This window comes from Bradyrhizobium lupini, from assembly GCF_040939785.1.
Lineage (GTDB): Bacteria > Pseudomonadota > Alphaproteobacteria > Rhizobiales > Xanthobacteraceae > Bradyrhizobium > Bradyrhizobium canariense_D.
Genome location: NZ_CP162553.1, coordinates 6,331,877 through 6,350,846, shown reverse-complemented (window position 1 = coordinate 6,350,846; position 18,970 = coordinate 6,331,877). Strand labels below are relative to the sequence as shown.

Annotated in this window: 13 protein-coding genes and 3 pseudogenes; 7 read left to right on the top strand and 9 right to left on the bottom strand. The window is 63.5% G+C overall.

Annotated elements, in window-relative coordinates; genetic code table 11:
* Positions 1-12: 12 nt before the first annotated feature.
* The 5 genes and pseudogenes from AB3L03_RS30230 to AB3L03_RS30210 all read right to left on the bottom strand — a co-directional run bounded on the left by AB3L03_RS30230 (position 13) and on the right by AB3L03_RS30210 (position 4,737).
* A pseudogene (locus AB3L03_RS30230) lies at positions 13-730 on the bottom strand (ABC transporter ATP-binding protein).
* Positions 723-1,478 (bottom strand): ABC transporter ATP-binding protein, encoded by a 756-nt coding sequence (locus AB3L03_RS30225; protein WP_085394522.1) that lies wholly within the window; start codon positions 1,476-1,478, stop codon positions 723-725. Before AB3L03_RS30225 ends, AB3L03_RS30230 begins: the two are co-directional and overlap by 8 nt.
* The gene (locus AB3L03_RS30220; RefSeq protein WP_085348722.1) at positions 1,475-2,503 is read right to left on the bottom strand and encodes a branched-chain amino acid ABC transporter permease; all 1,029 of its coding nucleotides are present in this window, start codon (positions 2,501-2,503) and stop codon (positions 1,475-1,477) included. The genes AB3L03_RS30225 and AB3L03_RS30220 overlap by 4 nt, the downstream gene beginning before the upstream one ends.
* Before the next feature lie 8 nt (positions 2,504-2,511).
* Positions 2,512-3,381, bottom strand: a complete 870-nt coding sequence (locus AB3L03_RS30215; RefSeq protein ID WP_007601971.1) for a branched-chain amino acid ABC transporter permease — start codon at positions 3,379-3,381, stop codon at positions 2,512-2,514.
* Positions 3,382-3,546: 165 nt separating this feature from the next.
* Positions 3,547-4,737 (bottom strand): ABC transporter substrate-binding protein, encoded by a 1,191-nt coding sequence (locus AB3L03_RS30210; RefSeq protein WP_368507595.1) that lies wholly within the window; start codon positions 4,735-4,737, stop codon positions 3,547-3,549.
* 530 nt (positions 4,738-5,267) lie between these two features.
* Here AB3L03_RS30210 and AB3L03_RS30205 point away from each other — a divergent pair.
* On the top strand, positions 5,268-5,552 hold the full coding sequence (locus AB3L03_RS30205) for a hypothetical protein (RefSeq protein WP_018457287.1): 285 nt from the start codon (positions 5,268-5,270) through the stop codon (positions 5,550-5,552).
* Between the two features lie 37 nt (positions 5,553-5,589).
* Here AB3L03_RS30205 and purU read toward each other — a convergent pair.
* A pseudogene (gene purU, locus AB3L03_RS30200) lies at positions 5,590-6,454 on the bottom strand (formyltetrahydrofolate deformylase).
* 141 nt (positions 6,455-6,595) lie between these two features.
* On the opposite strand from purU, the gene AB3L03_RS30195 reads away from it, so the two are divergent.
* Positions 6,596-7,435, top strand: coding sequence for a uroporphyrinogen-III synthase (locus AB3L03_RS30195; protein WP_368507594.1), 840 nt, complete (start codon positions 6,596-6,598; stop codon positions 7,433-7,435).
* 16 nt (positions 7,436-7,451) lie between these two features.
* Here AB3L03_RS30195 and AB3L03_RS30190 read toward each other — a convergent pair whose 3' ends face one another.
* The 3 genes and pseudogenes from AB3L03_RS30190 to AB3L03_RS30180 all read right to left on the bottom strand — a co-directional run bounded on the left by AB3L03_RS30190 (position 7,452) and on the right by AB3L03_RS30180 (position 12,299).
* On the bottom strand, positions 7,452-8,132 hold the full coding sequence (locus AB3L03_RS30190) for a redoxin domain-containing protein (RefSeq protein WP_368507593.1): 681 nt from the start codon (positions 8,130-8,132) through the stop codon (positions 7,452-7,454).
* Between the two features lie 21 nt (positions 8,133-8,153).
* Positions 8,154-11,479, bottom strand: a pseudogene (locus AB3L03_RS30185) (adenylate/guanylate cyclase domain-containing protein).
* A gap of 142 nt (positions 11,480-11,621) precedes the next feature.
* Positions 11,622-12,299 (bottom strand): Crp/Fnr family transcriptional regulator, encoded by a 678-nt coding sequence (locus AB3L03_RS30180; protein WP_026233339.1) that lies wholly within the window; start codon positions 12,297-12,299, stop codon positions 11,622-11,624.
* 332 nt (positions 12,300-12,631) lie between these two features.
* Here AB3L03_RS30180 and AB3L03_RS30175 point away from each other — a divergent pair, with 332 nt between their 5' ends.
* The 5 genes from AB3L03_RS30175 to AB3L03_RS30155 all read left to right on the top strand — a co-directional run bounded on the left by AB3L03_RS30175 (position 12,632) and on the right by AB3L03_RS30155 (position 18,902).
* On the top strand, positions 12,632-13,453 hold the full coding sequence (locus AB3L03_RS30175) for an ABC transporter ATP-binding protein (RefSeq protein WP_007601963.1): 822 nt from the start codon (positions 12,632-12,634) through the stop codon (positions 13,451-13,453).
* A complete protein-coding gene (locus tag AB3L03_RS30170) occupies positions 13,450-15,381 on the top strand; it encodes a long-chain fatty acid--CoA ligase (protein ID WP_204511806.1) in 1,932 nt (643 codons plus the stop codon). The genes AB3L03_RS30175 and AB3L03_RS30170 overlap by 4 nt, the downstream gene beginning before the upstream one ends.
* 220 nt (positions 15,382-15,601) lie before the next feature.
* Positions 15,602-16,495, top strand: a complete 894-nt coding sequence (locus AB3L03_RS30165; RefSeq protein WP_368507592.1) for a branched-chain amino acid ABC transporter permease — start codon at positions 15,602-15,604, stop codon at positions 16,493-16,495.
* A gap of 3 nt (positions 16,496-16,498) precedes the next feature.
* On the top strand, positions 16,499-17,572 hold the full coding sequence (locus AB3L03_RS30160; RefSeq protein ID WP_368507591.1) for a branched-chain amino acid ABC transporter permease: 1,074 nt from the start codon (positions 16,499-16,501) through the stop codon (positions 17,570-17,572).
* Positions 17,573-17,618: 46 nt separating this feature from the next.
* Positions 17,619-18,902: an ABC transporter substrate-binding protein gene (locus AB3L03_RS30155; protein WP_026233336.1), complete on the top strand. Its 1,284-nt coding sequence runs from the start codon at positions 17,619-17,621 to the stop codon at positions 18,900-18,902.
* The last annotated feature ends 68 nt before the right edge of the window (positions 18,903-18,970 follow it).

Sequence of the window (18,970 nt, the reverse complement as noted above, 5' to 3'; positions counted from 1 at the left end):
TCCCAGTTATTTTTAGTGGGCCGCCGCCCCTGCAACGCCGAGGTGGCGCTCGAGGACCGACGGGTCGGCCTTCAGCGCGGCGCTCGGGGCGTCGTGGACGATCGTTCCGCGCTCCAATATCACAACACGGTCGGCCAGCCCCAGAATCTTTTGGGCATTTTGCTCGACGATAATCGAGCAGATGCCGCCCGCCCGCGTGATGGTCCCAATCGCTTTCAAGAGCTCCTCGACGATGATGGGGGCAAGGCCCTCGGTCGGCTCGTCCAGGAGAAGCACTTTCGGATTGAGGGTCAGCGCGCGGCCGATCGCCAGCATCTGCTGCTCACCGCCGGAGAGCTGGTTGCCAAAATTGCTCCGCCGCTCCTTCAGCCGGGGGGAACATCTCGTAGACCCTCTCGACGGTCCAGGGACCGGGCTGGGCCACTGCGGACATATTCTCCTCCACCGTGAGCGAGCGGAAGATGTTGCGCTCCTGCGGCACCCAGCCGATCCCGGAGCGCGCCCGTTGGTCGGGCCGCAAGGTCGTGACGTCGGTACCGGCGAGCCTGACAGTTCCGGAGAAGCGACGGGTGACGCCGACGATCGAGTTGATCAGCGTGGTCTTGCCGGTACCGTTGCGCCCCAACAGCGCCAGCACCTGGCCTTCGGCGAGATGCAGCGACATGTTCGGCAGCACCACGGCCTCGCCGTAGCCGGCGCGAAGCGAGTCGATCGCGAGCAGGTCAGACATTGACCGCCTCCTCGCCGAGATAGACCGCCTTGACCTGCGGGTCGCGCGCGACCTGCTCGGGCGGGCCTTCGGTGAGCAGCGCGCCGGAGACCAGGACAGAGATGCGGTCGGCGAAGGAGAACACGAGGTCCATGTCGTGCTCGATCAGTAGCACGGTAACGTCGCGCGGCAGGCTGCCGACGACGGCGAGAATGTCGTGGCGCTCGCTCTCGGGCACGCCGGCGGCGGGCTCGTCCAGCAGCAGCACGCGCGGCTTGGCGGCGATCGCGACCGCGATCTCGAGCAGGCGCTGCTTGCCGTAAGGCAGCGTCACCGTCTGTTCGTTCATGACGTCGAGCAGGTGGAAGCGCGTCAGGAGGTCGGCGATCTCGCCGTTGACGTCGCTGCGCGTGCCCATCCGCCGCCACCAGTCGCCGCCATGGCCGAGGCGCTCGGAGACAGCGAGACCGATGGTCTCGAGCGGAGTCAGGTCGGGATAGAGCTGGTTGATCTGGAAGGTGCGCGACAAGCCGCGCAACACGCGCTTGTGCACGGGCAGATCCGTGACGTCCTGGCCTTCGAGCAGGATGCGGCCCGAGTTCGGCTTGAGCACGCCGGTGAGCTGGTTGATCACCGTGGTCTTGCCGGCGCCGTTGGGGCCGATCAGCGCGTGGCGGGCGCCTTGTTCGATTTTTAGCGACAAGTCGCGGGTGACGCGCAGACCGCCGAACTGCTTTTCGAGATTCTGGGTTTCGAGCACGATGGTCATGCGTCGCTCTCCGGCACGGCGACGACGGCCTTGCGCCCCGCTATCTGCCTGATGACCAGATTGGGCACATACAGCATCCAGCGATGCAGGCGCTGGCGGCCGACCAGGACGATCACGACCAGCACGAGGCCGATCCAGAACTGCCAGTATTGCGGAGTGATGGTCGAGAACAATTCCTGCAGCATGCGAAACAGCACCGCGCCAATCAGCCCGCCGTAGAGATAGCCGGTGCCGCCGATCACGAGCACAAGCATCAGGTCCGCCGAGCGCTCGAAGGCGAACACATCGAGCGAGGCGATCGCGGTAGTCTGGGTGAACAGCGCGCCTGCGATGCCGGCATAGAACGCCGCGAGCGTGTAGATCGCAATCAAGCGGCGGTTGACGGGGATGCCGATCGCGGCCGCGCGCAGCGGATTGTTCTTGATCGCGCGCAATGACAGCCCGAACGGGGAATGCACGACCCGGCGGGCGAAAAGGAACAACAGGAACAGAACGGTGAGCGAATAGAAGAAGCCGGTCTTGCCGAACATGTCGAACGGAATCTCACCGAAGATCGGCTGCATCTCGATACCCTGCAGACCGTCGGTGCCGCCGGTGATGTTGGAGAAGCGTTCGGCCAATGCCTCAAGCAGCAAGGCGATGCCGAGCGTCACCATCAGTCGCGTCAGATCGACGCCGCGGATCACGAGGAAACTGGTAGCGAAGCCGAGCACCATCGCGACAACGCCGGCGACGACAAGCGCAAGCACGGGCTCGTTGATGATCCCGTGCAGCGCAAGAAGCCCCGCCGCGTACGCGCCGACGCCGAAGAAGGCGGCATGGCCGAGCGAGACGATGCCCGCGTAGCCGAGGATCAGATCGAGCGACATCGCAAACAGCGCGAGCCGCAGGATATCCGTCATGATCAAGTAGCGCGAGGGAAATACGAAGCCGCAGGCCAGCACGATCAGCCAGAAAGCGGCCTCGCCATAGTGCCAGCGTGCCTGGCGCTGGGCGTGATAGCCGACGTCGGAGGAGGCGCTCATCGGCGAACTCAACGCGCGGCCGTGCGGCCGAACAGACCGTTCGGGCGCCAGATCAGGATCACGATCATCATGGTGTAGATCACGAAAGGTCCCATCTTCGGCACGTAATATTTGCCGGCGACGTCGCCGATGCCGAGCAGCAGCGAGGCCAGAAACGGGCCGGTGATGGAGGATGAGCCGCCGACGGTGACCACGATCAGGAAGTAGATCATGAACTTCAGCGGAAAATACGGGTCGAGGCCGAGGATCTCGGCGCTCAGCGCGCCGCCGAGACCGGCCAGGCCGCAGCCAAAAGCAAACGTGAAGGCGAACACCTGCGGCACGTTGATGCCGAGGCCGCTCGCGGCGCGGGGATCGTCTACCGCGGCGCGCAGGCGGCTGCCGAACCGCGTCTTCGCCAGCACCATCTGGAGACCGATGGTGAGCAGCCCGCAGATCACGATGATCATCAGCCGGTAGCGGCCGATGCCAACGCCGAACAGGTCGAACTGACCCTGGAGCGCCGCCGGCAGGTTGATGAAGACCCGCGACGAGCCCTGGATGTAGTCGACGGCCGCGACCGACATGAACGTGAGGCCGATCGTGAACAGCACCTGGTCGAGATGGCTGCGCGCATAGAGGTGTCGGTACAACGTGCGCTCGAGCACGATGCCGATCGCAGCGGAGGAGACGAATGCAAGCGGCAATGCCGCGAAGAATGGCCAGCCCATCCGGTTGACCAGCACCATGCAGACATAGCCACCGGCCATGGCGAAGGCGCCATGGGCGAGGTTGACGAAGTTCATCAAGCCGAGCGTAACCGCGAGCCCGCAAGCCAGCACGAACAGCAGCATGCCGTAGGCGACGCCATCGAACAGGTTGGTGAGGATTGAGGTCATCGTCTCAGCTTGGCGTTATCGTCATGGCCGGGCTTGTCCCGGTCATCCCCGTTCTTGGTTCGGTTCTCGCGTGGATGCCGGGGTCAAGCTCGGGCATGACGAGAGTGGAGGGCGAGATCCCCGATGTGCGCTAATGCGCGCGCCGGGATGGCGCACTTTCGTGCGTCACTTCTTGGTCTTGCCGAGATCCTTGACGGCTTCGAAGGTCGCGAACTCGACGTTGTAGAGCTCGCCGTCGACCTTCTCGACCTTCCGGATGTAGATGTTCTGCACGATGTCGCGGGTCTCGGGGTCGATCGAGATCGGGCCGCGCGGGCTCTCCCACTTCTGGCCCTTCATCGCTTCGACCAGCTTGGTGCCGTCGGTGTCGCCATTGGTCTTCTTCAGCGCTTCGTAGATCAGGTGAATGCCGTCATAGCCACTCACCGCCATGAAGCCCGGCCGGTTTCCGTAGGCCTTCTTGTAGGCCGCGACGAAATCCTTGTTCATCTGCGAGGGATGCGCCGCGGAATAGAGGTGAGCGGTGACCGTGCCCAGCACGGCGTCGCCCATGTTGTTGAGGAGATCGTCGTCGGTCACGTCGCCCGGTCCGATCACCTTGATGTCGGCCTTGTCGAGCCCGCGTTCGGCATACTGCTTCATGAAGTTACCGCCCTGGCCGGCCGGCACGAACACGAAGATCGCGTCAGGCTTGGCATCCTTCATACGCTGGAGGAACGGTGCGAAATCAGGATTTGCAAGCGGCGTTTTGACCTCTTCGACCACTTCGCCGCCACCGGCGGTGAAGTTCTGCTTGAAGAAGTTGAGCGCGTCATTACCCGGCGCGTAGTCCGAGGTCAGCGTCGCCACCTTCTTGATGCCGTTTTTCACCGCCCAGTCGGCGATGATGGTGGAGGACTGCGCCAGCGTGAAGCTGGTGCGCACGATATAGGGCGAGCGCTCGGTGATGATGGAGGTGCCGGCTGCCATCACGACTTCCGGAATCTTGGCTTGCGTAGCCAGCGGCGCCGCCGCGAGCGCGGCCGGCGTCACGCCGAAGCCGGCGATGAAATGGACCTTGTCGTTGACGATCAGCTCCTGCGCGGCGGTCTTGGTCTTGTCGGGAATCGCAGCATCGTCCTTGAGGATGATCTCGATTTTCTTGCCGGCGACGGTGTCGCCCTTCTGCTGCATGTAGAGCTTGATCGCGTTCTCGATCTGCTTGCCGGTCGAGGCCTGGCCGCCGGTCATCGGCAGGATCAGGCCGATCTTGACGCTGTCCTCGGCCTTGGCCGGAGCGACGGCCACGAGGCCCGCGATGGCGGCAGCTGCTGCGGCCCAAGCGGCCTTATGAGACGGTTTTTTACGTTCGAACATCAGATGTCCCTCCCCTTCATTCCTGATCTCTTGTGCGCCGGACCGAGTGCCCGATCCTTGCCTTAAGTCTAGCTCACGCACGCGTGATGTCGCGCGCAACATGGCGTCTTTCGCGCCCTTATTGTCAATCGGACGTTTGGCGACCATTCGGCGCAAGCCGAGCGTTCCGATTGCCGACGGCAGAAGCGATAGCGGGTCACGTCCGGGTACCGCCGGCATCATGATTGCGCTCGCTTTCATTTGTACGATTGTACAAATGAACTGGACCTGTCAACGAAAAAGCCTCTTTGCTGATCAAGCCACTTTGTCGCGAACCCTTGCCGCAGTCTAGAAACGCTCCCAGCCGGGTGGATGGAGGATTTCGTCTTTTGTTTGCAGAATTTGAACATCGGCAAGGCTTGGGTCGGTACACTCCGGTATCCAATTACCTACCTCGAATAAGCCTATTTTACCTTGTTGAAGGCTACTCTCCCGGCGACAGCCTGACCTGGCGTCCAACACGGCTGACCTCGCCTCTGTACAATGGTGCAATGCCTAGATCCTTCGGTTCCCTCCTGATCCTCCTCGCGCTCTCCGCGGGCCTGTCCGGCTGCGGCACAGTCAACGAAAAGCTCTCCTCCGGCATGGGCGACTACGTCCCGCAATGGGCCGGCGGCTTGCCGGCGGACGCCCCGCCGCGGGCGGGCACGCCGCAATACGATGCCTACATGAAGGAGCGCGAGCGCAGGCGACTGATGCCGGCAGCGGATCGCGAAAAGGAAGAGCAGGCGCAGAAGGGCGCAACGGGCTCGGCGTCCGGCACCGCGGTGCGCTAGTCGCGCCCCTCGCCGCTTGCGGCGAGAGCGTAGCAAATCAATCCACGAACACCACGGTCTTGCGGCCATTGAGGATGACGCGGTCGTTGAGATGGTAGCGGATCGCGCGCGCCAGCACGCGGCGCTCGATGTCGCGGCCCTTTCGGACGAGATCCTCCAGGCGTGTCGCGATGGCTGATGCGCTCGACGTCCTGGTCGATGATCGGGCCCTCGTCGAGGTCGCGCGTGACGTAATGCGCGGTGGCGCCGATCAGCTTGACACCACGCTCATGGGCCTGGTGATAGGGTTTTGCGCCCTTGAAACCCGGCAGGAACGAGTGGTGGATGTTGATACAGCGTCCCGACAGATTTGCCGAGAGATCGTCGGACAATATCTGCATATAACGGGCGAGCACGACGAGATCCGTCCCGGTCTTGGCGACGAGATCGAGGATCTGCGCCTCCTGCTCGCGCTTGGTCTCTTTCGTAACAGGCAGATAGTGGAACGGAACCCCGCCGAAATCGAGCCCGTCATAGACCTCGCGCGGATGATTGGAGACGATTGCGGCCAACGTCATCGGCAGCTCGCCCGTGCGCCAGCGATAGAGGATGTCGACCAGGCAGTGATCGGACTTCGACACCAGCAGCATCACCTTGCGATGCGCAGCGCGATCGCGCATCTGCCATTCCATTCCGAAGCGCTCGGCGATCGCGGCAAAGCCGGTCTGGAGTGCCGACAGCTCCACGGCGAGATCGGCAGCGGTGAACACCACCCGCATGAAGAACTTGTTGGTCTCGGTGTCGTCGAATTGTTGGGCGTCGAGGATGTTCTGTCCGGAATTCGCCAGGAAGGTCGACACCGCCGAGACGATGCCGGGACGATCCGGACAGGACAGGGTCAGGACATATTGATGATCTGGCATGGGCCTTGATGAAGGTTTGGGCAGCGGCTGCGGAACGACCCGCGATTTGCGCCCTGCTCTATCACCGACCCTACCTTGCGCCAATCCCGACCGTGGAGTCAGGATGAACGCACGATTGCTTTGACTGACCGGAGTAGGCTCATGGCCCACCGCTTGAACGGCGCCCGCATCCTGATCCTGGAAACGCGCGAGGAGGCGCAGTTTTCGAAGCTGCTGGCCGAGCAAGGCGCCGAGGTCGTGCAATGCCCGATGTTCACCATCCAGGATGCATCGGACCCCGCCCCGGTCGAGGCCTGGATCCGCCGCGCCATCGACAAGCCCTTCGACGATCTCGTGCTGATGACCGGCGAAGGCCTGCGGCGGATCATGAAGCTCGCGCGAACCCGTGGTCTCGACCAGGCCTTGGTTGCTTCCCTCGCCCGATCGCGAAAATTCACCCGCGGCCCGAAGCCCGGCAAGGCGCTACGCGAGATCGGGCTCGAGCAGCAGCAGATGACGGAGAAGCCGACCACCGAGGGTGTGATCGAGATGCTGAGCAAGCTCGACCTGAACGGACGTCGCCTCGGCCTCCAGCTCTATCCCGACAAGGACCACAGCGCGCTGACCGGCGCGCTCGTCGCGCAAGGTGCCGAGGTCGATACCGTGTTGCCTTACGTCTACGATCCAAAGGCTGCGGACGCCAGCATCGTCAACGCAATCGACGACATGGCGGAAGGGCGGATCGACGCCATCGCACTGACCAATCTCGGCCAGGTCCGCCGTCTCCTCGAAGCTGCGAGGGCGCATGGCAGCGAGGCGCGCCTGCGCGCAGGATTCGAGCGGACGCTGATCGCGTCAGTGGGGCCGGCCGTCTCCGGCGAGCTCGTAGCGCACGGCTTGCGCACGGACATCTCGCCGGTGGAAGACCACTATTTCATGCGCCCGCTGATCTCGGCGATGGCGGCAGCATTGGTGGACAAGCGGCCGAAGGTGGCGGAATGATCGCCAGACGCGGTGCCTAGCTTGCCATCTGCGAGGCGGCCGACATCAGCTCCTGCGGGCTCGGCGCGGCAAACATGCGATGGCCGCCTTCGGGCACCTCGGTAAAGCTCCAGCGCACAACCCCCTCGCGGTCGAGCAGAAACTGCCCGAAGAGCTGGCCCTGGCCGGTTGCCGCCATGCGCTGATCGGCTTCCGTTATCTCATAGCCGTCCTTGTTATTGAGGTACTCCGCGGCCGCGGGCCGGTTCATCGGGGCGGGCAATTCGCCGGGCATGTCGACTTGCATGCTCATGACCACGTTCATGCCGACCTTGTGCGGCCACTCGGTCTCGTTCTCCGTGAACTCGAGATTGGGCAGGCCGAATGCGCGGTGCGAGAGCCGCTCGGGATCGGACGCAGCGAGCAGGTTGGGCAACGGATGGTAACGAAAATAGAGTCGCGCGCGCTCGATCGGCGTGTTGACCACCGTGAGACTTTCGACGCCTTGCTCGTGCAAGGCGGCATCAAGTTGCGCCTGTGCCGCGATATGGCGGCGGCAGAACGGGCAATGCAGCCCCCGATACAGGCCCACCAATATCGGGCTTTGTCCGCGAAAGTCTTCGAGCGCGATCTTTCCGTCGCGTGTGATCGCGTCCAGCACGACGTTCGGTGCACGATCGCCCGGTTGAAGTGGTCCCTCGACGTGACGTTCAGACATGATGGCACTCCTTCACATGATCTAGTCAAGAAACGGCAGTACGATCAGCCCTGCGGGATCAAGCCCGTGCCGCGTGCAGACGTCCTGTGCCAGCGCGAAATATCGCTCGGCCTCGGGCATGTCGCCTCGATCAAGGTTCAGCGTCGCAAGACCATCATAGCATGGAAACAGCTGCTGCGGCTCGCCGGTTTCGCTCGCCACCTCGATTGCCTCATTGTAGCAACGAGCAGCCAGATCGGGCCGGAAATGGCATTGATGGATTTGCCCGAGCACGATCAACGGCACGGAGAGATGCTCGCGCTGATCAAGCGCGCGGTCGATTTCGATCGCCTTTTCGGCGGCCGGCACCCCCTCCTCCAGTACATTTGTCCGTGAAGGTGCAACAGGCAACAGCAAAATTGGCAAGAAGGCGCGCCTGGAACCCGAGATCGCCGATCCGACACGCGACATCGAGTCCGCGCCGGCAAACCTCCACGGCTTTCGCCGGGTCGACAATCGTGTAGAGCACACCGAGATTGGTGTAGCCGCGGCAGGCCACGTTGAGGAGCCCGGCGGCCTCGGCTGCTGCGACACTTTGCTCCACCTCGCGCACCGCCTCCTGGTGTCGGCCAAGCCGCGCCAGTGCCACCCCCTTGGTGTTGAGCGACTCTGCTATGGCGCGCGCCGCCTCGAATCCGACTTGCCTGTCGGCGTCCGCCGGTACGCTTCGGGCGTAGCCAAGCGCCTCGTCCGCCCATCTCGCGGCGGCCACGTGATCGCCCGTGCGAAACGAAAGACGGCCGCGCTCTTGCAGGAGGTGCGCCCACTCGATGGGCGCGTCGGTCCCTCCCAGCCGTTCGGCCGCCTCGGCATAATGCGCCTCTGCCTTGATCCGCTTGCCGGCGTCCCACAACAATCGGCCAAGCTTGCGGAGAATTCGCGCTTCGCCGATGCGGTCCTCCGCATTGCGATGACCTTCCAGCGCACTCTGGTAGTGCTCCTCAGCCGTGATCCTCCGGCCGGCCGCGGCACACAGCTCCGCGATCCGCTCGCAGAGGATCAGGCGTTCGGGCTCCCATTCCCCGCCGGCCAACAACACGGCGAGAGCCTGTTGGTAGAAGCGGATGGCATCGTCATTGGCGTAGGTCGCGCGGGCGCGATCGCCGGCCGCGCGCAGATAGCGCGCACCTTTCGGCTTGCTCGCGCTCAGACTGAAATGATGTCCGAGCAGTATGAGGTCCTCGAGGCGCTCGGGCTCATTGCCATAGAGCCGCTCCAGCGCGGCACCAATCCGTCCATGGAGCTCGATCCGACGCTGCAAGAGCAGGTTTTGATAGATCACGTCCTGAAGCATGGTTTGCGTAAAGCGATAAGATCGCAGCGAGATCGAGTTCGCGCCCGCGACCTCCTCGACAATCTCGGCATCGCACAGAAGTTCGAGCCCCGCTTCCACCTTCGTCCGCTGCGATGCCATCGCACCGAGAAGAGCCGCATCGAAACGTGGGCCGATCACCGCGGCCTCCTGGGCCAAGCGGCGCACCTCATGCGGCAGCCGGTCCAGGCGCGCCAGTAACAGGGCCTGAATGCTTGCCGGTATGTCGGCGGCGGCTTCATCTGACTTGATCCGCCACTGTGAGCCGTCACGCTCCAAGGCGCCAGCTTCGATGAGACCGCGGATGATTTCCTCAAAGAAGAGTGGATTGCCGCCCGCGCGCTCCAGGATTCGACTGAACAGACTTCCCGGCGGTTCACTCCAACCGTGGCTGAAGTAGGCCGCGAGCAGCTTTTGTCCGTCTGCATCACCAAGCGGAAGCAATCGAAGGGTTGTATGGCTGATCCGCCCCGAGCCGAACTGATCCAGTTCCAGCATAGGCCGATGCGTAAACAACAGCATCAGCCGCGTACGCTCCAGCCGGTCCATCAGGAACCGCAGCGCTTCAAGCGATACGGCATCGGCCCAGTGCAGATCCTCGACAATGATCAGGAGCGGCGACAGGACCAGGCGCCGTTCGAACACGGTACGAGATCGCAAAGAATATCTGCCGCCGAAGCTGCTCGGGCTCGACGTGCTGCAGCGCGGCGTCCGGATCGCCGAGGCCGAGAACGTGGAAATAAAGGGGCATCAGGCGATCGGCCTCTTCGACCGCAAGGCCGAGCTCCGACAGTGCCGTCGCCAGCTTGGCCTGGGCCTCCGCCACGGTCGTCTTCTGCGCGATGCCGTAGGCGCTGCGCAGCACAGCGGCAAGGGTGCCATAGGACTGTTCGCCCAGCGGCGAGCAGACAGCGCGCCGGATCGCCACGCCGGCGAAACGGTCCTCATCGCGGGCGTGGGCAACGAATTCGTCCACCAGACGCGTTTTGCCGATGCCGGCTTCACCGACCAGCCGCACCAGCTGCGCCGCGCCGCCACACGCGAGATCAAGATTGTCGACTAGACGGGCGAGCTCGGCGTCGCGCCCAATCACCGGCGCACTCAGGCCCAGCGTATCGAGGCCGCGTGCCGCACGGGGCGTGTCGAGCGGTCCGTTCAAGCGATGGACCAGGACGCTGCCCATCTTGCCCTTCAGCGAGACCTCGCCAAGCGATTCATATGAGAATGCATGCCGCGTAAGACGGTAGGTCAGCGGCCCGACCAGCACCTCGCCCGTGGAAGCCATCGACTGCAATCGTTGAGCCGTATTCACCGTATCGCCCGTGACCGAGTAGGATTTGGCAACTCCAACACCCAGTCCGCCAGCAACCACGTGCCCGGTGTTGATGCCGACATGAAGCAGGAGCGGTGACCCGGCATACGCCTTTGCACGTTCGCTGAGTTGCGCCGTTCGGCCGATCATGTCGAGCGCGGCGCGGACGGCCCGCTCGGGGTCGTCTTCGTGCGCGGCCGGCGCTCCGAATAGCGCAAGCAGCGCGTCGCCGATGAATTTGTCCACGAAGCCGCCAAAGCTTTGCACCGCCGCCGTTAGCTCCTCGAACAATTCGTTCTGAAGCGCCTGCATGACTTCAGGATCGAGTCGCTCGCTCATCGTGGTGAAGCCGCTAAGGTCGGCAAACAGCACGGTAATGGTGCGGCGGTTGGCTTCGCTGTCGATCTTGTCCGGCTGCGATCGAAACCCGTATTGGGCTTCGGCCGTCGGCGCCAGCGGTGGCGAGGACGCACTGGTCGGGACTGTCACGCGGCTGGCCCGCATTGATGCCAGCCCGCCTGACTTGGAGGCTTCACTGACGAGGGCGCCGCATTTCGGGCAGTACGCGAAATCCGGTGCGCACGCATAGCCGCAGCCGGGGCAGGCGTTCGGCTGCTTCGTGCCGCATTTCGGGCAGAAGACAAAGCCGCTCTGAACCTCGGAACCGCAACAGGAGCAGTTCATGGTCGAGACCCCGCGGGCGCCGCGATGGCGCAGCCTGCTGGACCCGGTCAGATGGCCCAGGATCTCTGCAAGGATGGGCTCGTCGTGCCGGAAGAGCAAGCGGTGGGTTGCGGCGCTCGCAGTTGCGGCCGCGAACGCTGCTTCACTCCTCCCCGTACCCCCTTAGCCGTTCGATATCCAGAATAGTCACGCCACCATACTCCAACCGGAGCAAGCCCTCTTTCTCCAGCCGGTTCAGCGCGCGGTTGGCATTCTGGCGGGACATGCCGGAAAGCGCGCCGATCTCTTCCTGGGTGATCTCCAGATGCGCGGTGGATTCCGGATAGAGGATCGGATTGAACAGCGAAGCAATGCTGCGGGCAAGCCGCGCAGTGGCATCCAACGTGCGGTTGACCTCGAGCATGCCGATGAACTGGCCGAGCCGCTCGTTGAGCTGGCGTACCAGGAAGCGGTTGAAGCCGACGCTGTTCTCGAACAGCCACATGAAGGCGCTGCGTTCCATCAGCGCGACGCGGCTGTTGCGCAGCGCGACCACGTCATAGCGGCGCGGCTCGTTCTTGAGCACGCTGCCCTCGCCGAACCAGGCCCCTGCCGTCAGCCCGGCAAGACTCGTCTCCTTGCCGTCGCGCGAGACCCCACCCATCCGGGCAAGGCCGAAGACCATGCCGGCCCAATAGTCGAACGTATCGCCGCGCATGAAGACGGTCTCGCCAGTGCCGTAGGACCGCTCCGTGATCCCCGTACGAGCGACCTCGATCTCCGCTTGCGTGAGCTCGCGCGACCAGGCAGCGACGCGCTTCAGTTGATCCTCTGAAATCATGATCCCGAAGCCAGCCGCACCGTTCGTCACTCCTGTTCTGCTGCAACGCAGCATGACCGTTTCGAACACCATCCAACGAAAGATGGATGATCCCCCCATCCAAAAACTTTGTCGCAGAATTGTCAGGCGGGAGACATTTTAAAATAACGCTTTCCCCTATTGAGGACCACCTCGGGCGATGCGGCTTTTGATCCCAAACGGGAACGAGAGCGGCGCGGCTCCGGTCGAGACCATCTGCTGCATGGCCTCACCGGCACGGTCGTACTAGGATTGCCCGATAGAACGGACGAAGAGCGCCACTGAAAGCGCCATCACCGGGAGGGATCTGTTTGGTGGCTACCAGTCTTGAAGTGCGCGGCGTGTCCTTGCGATTCGGCGGCGTTCGTGCGCTGACCGATGTCGGCTTCGCCATCAGGGAAGGCGAGCTGTTCTCGATCATCGGCCCCAACGGCGCCGGCAAGACCTCGATCGTGAACTGTATTTCCGGCCGCTACAAGCCGACCGAAGGCCAGCTGTTCTACCAGGGCCGCGACATCACCGGCCTGACGCCCAACGCGCGCGCGTCGCTCGGCATCGGCCGCACCTTCCAGAACCTGGCGCTGTTCCACCACATGAGCGTGCTCGACAACATCATGGTCGGACGCCATCACCTCCTGAAGAACAATTTTCTCACGGGCTCGCTGTACTGGCTCACCGGCGCGCGCAAGGAAGAGCTCGAGCACCGCCGCAAGGTGGAAGAAATCATCGATTTCCTCGATCTCCAGTCGGTGCGAAAGGCGCCGGCCGGCACTCTCTCCTACGGCTTGCGCAAGCGCGTCGAGCTCGCCCGCGCCATGGCGCTGGAGCCGCGCCTCATTCTCCTCGACGAGCCGATGGCCGGCATGAACTTCGAGGAGAAGGAGGACATGGCCCGGTACATCGTCGATCTCAACGAGGAGTTCGGCATGACCGTGGTGATGATCGAGCACGACATGGGCGTGGTGATGGACATCTCCCACCGCGTCATGGTGCTGGATTTCGGCCGCAAGATCGCCGAGGGCGATCCGGCCGCCGTGCTCGCTGATCCCCACGTCAGGCGCGCCTATCTCGGCGAAGAGGATGAGGTGCTGGTCGATCCTGACGATGCGCCGCCGGCGCAGGAGAGCGCGGCATGATGGATTACGCAGGCCGCGTTGCGCAGGCCGACACCTATCCGAAGATGCTCCGGCTCAATGCGAAGGAGTACGGCAACGAAATTGCGCTGCGCGAGAAGGATCTTGGGCTATGGCGCCCGTTCACCTGGAACGACTACCAGACGCGGGTGCGCGACTTCGCGCTCGGCCTCGTCGAACTGGGCCTTGGACGCCAGGATGTCATCGGCATCATCGGCGACAACCGGCCGGACTGGGTCGCGGCGGAAATCGCCACTCATGCGGTTGGAGGCTTGAGCCTCGGGCTCTACCGCGACGTGCTCGACGAAGAAGCTTCGTATCTCCTCAATTATGGCGAGGCGCAGCTCGTTTTCGCCGAGGACGAGGAGCAGGTCGACAAGCTGCTCACCCTCGCCGACCGCGTCCCAAAGCTGAAGCACATCATCTATTCCGATCCGCGCGGCATGCGGAAATACGATGATCCGCGCTTGATGTCGGCGGAGACGTTTGCCGAACTCGGCCGGGCGCGGGCTACGCGCGAACCGGATCTTTACGATCGGCTGGTGGACGCGACCAAGGGCGAGGACGTCGCGATCCTCTGCACGACATCAGGTACCACGTCGCATCCAAAGCTCGCGATGCTCGCCGCCGGCCGCGTGCTCGGCCATTGCGCCACGTATCTCGCTTTCGACCCGAAAGGGCCGGACGACGAATACGTGTCGGTGCTGCCGCTGCCTTGGATCATGGAACAGGTCTATGTACTCGGCAAAGGCCTCTTGTGCCGGATGAAGATCAACTTCGTCGAAGAGCCCGAGACCATGATGAACGATCTGCGCGAGATCGCGCCGACGTTTATCCTGTTTGCACCGCGCGTTTGGGAATCGATCGCCGCCGATGTCCGCGCCAGGGTGATGGACGCAACCCCGTTCAAGCAGCGCCTGTTCGACATCGGCATGAAGAGCGGGCTTGCCGCGCTCGAACAGGGCGAGCGTTCCGGCTTTGCCGACGCGATCCTGTTCCGTGCATTGCGCGACCGCCTCGGCTTCACCCGCCTGCGTTCAGCCGCAACCGGCGGCGCGGCACTCGGGCCCGAGACTTTCAAGTTCTTCCAGGCCATGGGCGTGCCGCTGCGCACGCTCTATGGCCAGACCGAGCTGCTGGGGGCCTACACGCTGCATCCCGCGGGCAAGGTCGATCCCGACACGACGGGCGTGCCGATGGCCGACAGCGTCGAGATCCGCATCGACAATGCCGACGTCCACGGCGTCGGCGAGATCGTGGTGCGGCATCCCAACATGTTCCTCGGCTACTACAAGAACCCGGAGGCGAGCGTAGCCGACATCAAGGACGGCTGGATGCTGTCCGGTGACGCCGGCTATTTCAACGCGAACCGTCAGCTCGTGGTCATCGACCGCATCAAGGATCTCGCCGAGACCTCGCGCGGCGAGCGCTTCTCGCCGCAATTCATCGAGAACAAGCTGAAGTTCTCCCCCTATATCGCCGAAGCCGTGGTGCTGGGCTCGGGCCGCGACGCGCTCGCCGCAATGATCTGCATCCGCTACTCCATCATCTCGAAATGGGCGGAGAAGAACCGGCTCTCGTTTACGACCTACAGCGACCTGGCCTCGCGGCCCGAGGTTTATGCGCTACTCAAGAAGGAAGTCGAGACCGTCAACGCGACTCTGCCGCCGGCACAGCGCATCTCCCGTTTCCTGCTGCTCTACAAGGAGCTCGACGCCGACGACGGCGAACTCACCCGCACGCGGAAAGTGCGCCGCAGCGTCATCAACGAAAAGTACGAAGGCATCATCGACGCGATCTACCGCGGCCAGGCCGACATCCCCGTGGACACCGTGATCCGCTTCCAGGACGGCAGCACGCAGCGCGTACGTACAACGCTGAGGGTCGTGGACCTGGGCGGACCCGGGCACATGGCGGAGGCCGCGGAGTGAGCCTACTTCGAACCGAGAGCGCGATGCGGGTCGATGCGCCCTCTCCCGTTGCGGGAGAGGGCATCTCCGCCATTAGCCAAGACCCCAGTCGGGTGAGGGGTCCTCTCTCCCCGCCCTTACTGCTGAGACAACCCCTCACCCGTCTTCGCTTCGCCAAGCCACCCTCCCCCACAAGGGGAGAGGGGAAGAGCGCGCCGGATTTGTCAGCGAGCACCACTTCATGAACACCGCCTTCCTCATCCAGCTCCTGGTCAACGGCCTCGTGGTCGGCACGCTCTATGGCGTGGTCGCGATGTCCTTTGTGCTGATCTACAAGGCTAGCCAGGTCGTCAATTTCGCGCAGGGCGAGCTCTTGCTTGTCGGCGCCTGGGTGTGCTGGACCTTGCTCGCGAAATACCAGGTGCCGTTCTGGATCGGCATGCCGATGACGCTGGTGTTCATGTTCGTGTTCGGCATCGCGGTGCAGGTCCTGATCCTGCGACCGATGATCGGCGAACCCATCATCTCGGTCATCATGGTGACGATCGGCCTCTCCACCGTGCTGCAGGCGACGCTGAAATGGATATTCGGTGTCAATCCACAGCCGTTCCCGCGTGTGTTCGAGAGCCAGGCCGTCAGCCTGCTCGGGCTCCAGATCCAAACCGTCTATGTCATGAGCCTCGTCGTCTCGGTCGCGATGATGATCGGCATGGCCTGGTTCTTCCGCGCCTCGAAGTACGGACTTGCGATGCGCGCCACCGCGTTCAACCAGCAGGTGGCACAGTCGCTCGGCATCTCCGTGAAAAGCGTGTTCGCGATGGCGTGGGCGATCTCAGCGACGGTTTCCGCGGTCGCGGGCGTCGTTGTTGCCGTGGTGAACGGCGTCTCGTCCGGGTTGGCCGGCTACGGCATTAAGGTGTTTCCGGCGGCGATCCTCGGCGGACTCGATTCCGTCGGCGGCGCCGTGCTCGGCGGCATCATCATCGGCCTGCTCGAGAACATCGCGCAATATGTCGACAGCGAATACCTTCACTGGGGCAATCTCTACGAGATCGCGCCGTTCTACGTCCTCATCATCGTGCTGATGATCAAGCCCTACGGCCTGTTCGGCACCCACGACATCGAGCGGATCTGATCCATGGCCGGCCCTGTCCTCATCCCTGCTGGTGACTTCCGCACCTCCTATGCGGCCGACACCACGGTCTTTCCGACCACGACCAGCCGCAATTTTGCGATCGTCGGCGTGCTGCTGCTGTGCTTCGCGCCCCAGTTCTTCAGCGGTTACTGGCTCAGTATCCTGATCCAGATCGGCATCTTCTCGATCGCGGCGCTGGGGCTGAACATCCTGGTCGGCTTCACCGGCCAGATCTCGATCGGCCATGCCGCCTTCTTCCTGCTCGGCGCTTTCACCTCGGCCTACATCTCCAACAACACGCCGATCCCGGTCTTCTTCGCGATCCCGCTTGCCGGCATCATCACGGCGCTGATCGGGCTGATCTTCGGCATCCCGGCGGCGCGCCTGAAGGGGCTCTACCTAGTGATCGCGACACTGGCCGCGCAATACATCCTGCTCGACTTCTTCTCCCGCGCCGAGTGGTTCACCGGCGGCTCGGTGCCGGCGAGCGCAAGTCCGTTCTCGATCTTCGGATACACGCTGCGCGGCGATAGGCAGTATTTCTACGTTGTGCTGGCCTATGTGCTGGCGAGCTACATCCTCGTCACCAACCTGATGCGTACCCGCGATGGTCGTGCGCTGGTGGCAATCCGCGACCATTATCTCTCCGCAGAGATCATGGGCATCAATCTCACAAAGTATCGCACGCTGTCGTTCGGCCTTGCCGCGTTCTTCGCCGGCATCGCCGGCGCGCTCTATGCGCACTACCAGCTCGTGGTATCGCAAGAGGGTTTCGGCATCGAACGTTCGATCCTGTTCCTCGCCATGATCATCATCGGCGGCACCGGTTCGATCATGGGCACGCTGATGGGCACCGCGTTCGTGGTGCTGCTGCCCGAGACGATGGAGTTCCTCAGCGTCGCGCTGAAGGGCGGCGCGATCGACAAGGCGCTGTCGCTCAACAACAACATCACCTTCCTGCGCGAGATCGCAATCGGGGTGATCATCATCGCGTTCCTGATGTTCGAGCCCGACGGGCTCGCCCATCGCTGGCGACAGATCAAGGCGTACTGGAAACTCTACCCGTTCTCGCATTGAGCGCGGGCACTCGCTAACACAACAAATAAACAGGAGGAGGCAACCCATGAAGACAAAATCCCTTTTGAGCACCGCGTCGCTGGCGCTGGCGATCGCCGCATTCTCGGCAAGCGCGCAGGCGCAGATCGCGATCGGGCACCTCGCCGATTATTCCGGCGGCACCTCCGACGTCGGCACACCCTATGGCCAGGCCGTCGCCGACACCTTCGCCTGGGTCAACAAGAACGGCGGCGTCGGCGGCAAGCAGCTCAATGTCGACACCAACGATTACGGCTACCAGGTGCCGCGCGCGATCGCGCTCTACAAGAAGTGGTCGGCGCCCGACTCCAAGGTCGCGGCCATCATGGGCTGGGGCACGGCAGACACCGAGGCGCTGACCGGCTTCCTCGCCCAGGACAAGATCCCCGACATGTCCGGCTCATATGCCGCCGCGCTCACCGACCCCGAAGGTATCAGCGGCAAGGCCAAGCCCGCGCCGTACAACTTCTTCTACGGCCCGAGCTATTCGGACTCGCTCCGCGCCATGCTGATGTGGGCCGCCGAGGACTGGAAGGCCAAGGGCAAGTCCGGCAAGCCGAAATTCGTCCACATGGGCGCCAACCACCCCTATCCGAACGCACCGAAGGCCGCCGGCGAAGCCATGGCGCAGGAACTCGGTTTCGAGGTGCTACCGCCGCTGGTGTTCGCGCTCGCGCCGGGTGACTACAGCGCGCAGTGCCTGAGCCTGAAATCCTCGGGCGCCAACTACGCCTATCTCGGCAACACCGCCGCCTCCAACATCTCGGTGATGAAGGCCTGCAAGACCGCCGGAGTCGACATCCAGTTCATGGGCAATGTCTGGGGCATGGACGAGAACGCCGCCAAGACCGCCGGCGATGCCGCCGACGGCGTGATCTTTCCGCTGCGCACCGCTGTGAGCTGGGGCGGCGATGCGCCCGGCATGAAGACGGTCATGGAGATCTCGAAGATGTCCGACCCGACCGGCAAGGTCTATCGGCCCGTGCACTACATCGCGGCGGTGTGCTCGGCGCTCTACATGAAGGAGGCGATCGATTGGGCCGCCAAGAACGGCGGCGCCACCGGCGAGAACGTCGCCAAGGGCTTCTACCAGAAGAAGGACTGGGTGCCGGCCGGCATGGAAGGCGTCTGCAATCCCTCGACCTGGACCGACAAGGACCACCGCGGCACGCTGAAGGTCGACCTCTACCGCACCAAGATTGCGGGCGCGACCGACGGCGACCTCAACGACCTCATGGCCAAGGGCGCGATCAAACTCGAGAAGGTCAAGACGGTCGAGCTGCCGCGCAAGCCGGAATTGCTGGGCTGGTGAGCTTAGCGCTTACCTCACACACAAATGTCATCCCCCGCCTTGTGCGCAGCGCGCACTGGAGCGGGGGA

Coding starts and splice junctions, on each gene's coding strand:
- AB3L03_RS30225 (WP_085394522.1), bottom strand. CDS start 1,478: ATGACCATCGTGCTCGAAACCCAGAATCTCGAAAAGCAGTTCGGCGGT.
- AB3L03_RS30220 (WP_085348722.1), bottom strand. CDS start 2,503: ATGAGCGCCTCCTCCGACGTCGGCTATCACGCCCAGCGCCAGGCACGC.
- AB3L03_RS30215 (WP_007601971.1), bottom strand. CDS start 3,381: ATGACCTCAATCCTCACCAACCTGTTCGATGGCGTCGCCTACGGCATG.
- AB3L03_RS30210 (WP_368507595.1), bottom strand. CDS start 4,737: ATGTTCGAACGTAAAAAACCGTCTCATAAGGCCGCTTGGGCCGCAGCA.
- AB3L03_RS30205 (WP_018457287.1), top strand. CDS start 5,268: ATGCCTAGATCCTTCGGTTCCCTCCTGATCCTCCTCGCGCTCTCCGCG.
- AB3L03_RS30195 (WP_368507594.1), top strand. CDS start 6,596: ATGGCCCACCGCTTGAACGGCGCCCGCATCCTGATCCTGGAAACGCGC.
- AB3L03_RS30190 (WP_368507593.1), bottom strand. CDS start 8,132: ATGTCTGAACGTCACGTCGAGGGACCACTTCAACCGGGCGATCGTGCA.
- AB3L03_RS30180 (WP_026233339.1), bottom strand. CDS start 12,299: ATGATTTCAGAGGATCAACTGAAGCGCGTCGCTGCCTGGTCGCGCGAG.
- AB3L03_RS30170 (WP_204511806.1), top strand. CDS start 13,450: ATGATGGATTACGCAGGCCGCGTTGCGCAGGCCGACACCTATCCGAAG.
- AB3L03_RS30165 (WP_368507592.1), top strand. CDS start 15,602: ATGAACACCGCCTTCCTCATCCAGCTCCTGGTCAACGGCCTCGTGGTC.
- AB3L03_RS30160 (WP_368507591.1), top strand. CDS start 16,499: ATGGCCGGCCCTGTCCTCATCCCTGCTGGTGACTTCCGCACCTCCTAT.
- AB3L03_RS30155 (WP_026233336.1), top strand. CDS start 17,619: ATGAAGACAAAATCCCTTTTGAGCACCGCGTCGCTGGCGCTGGCGATC.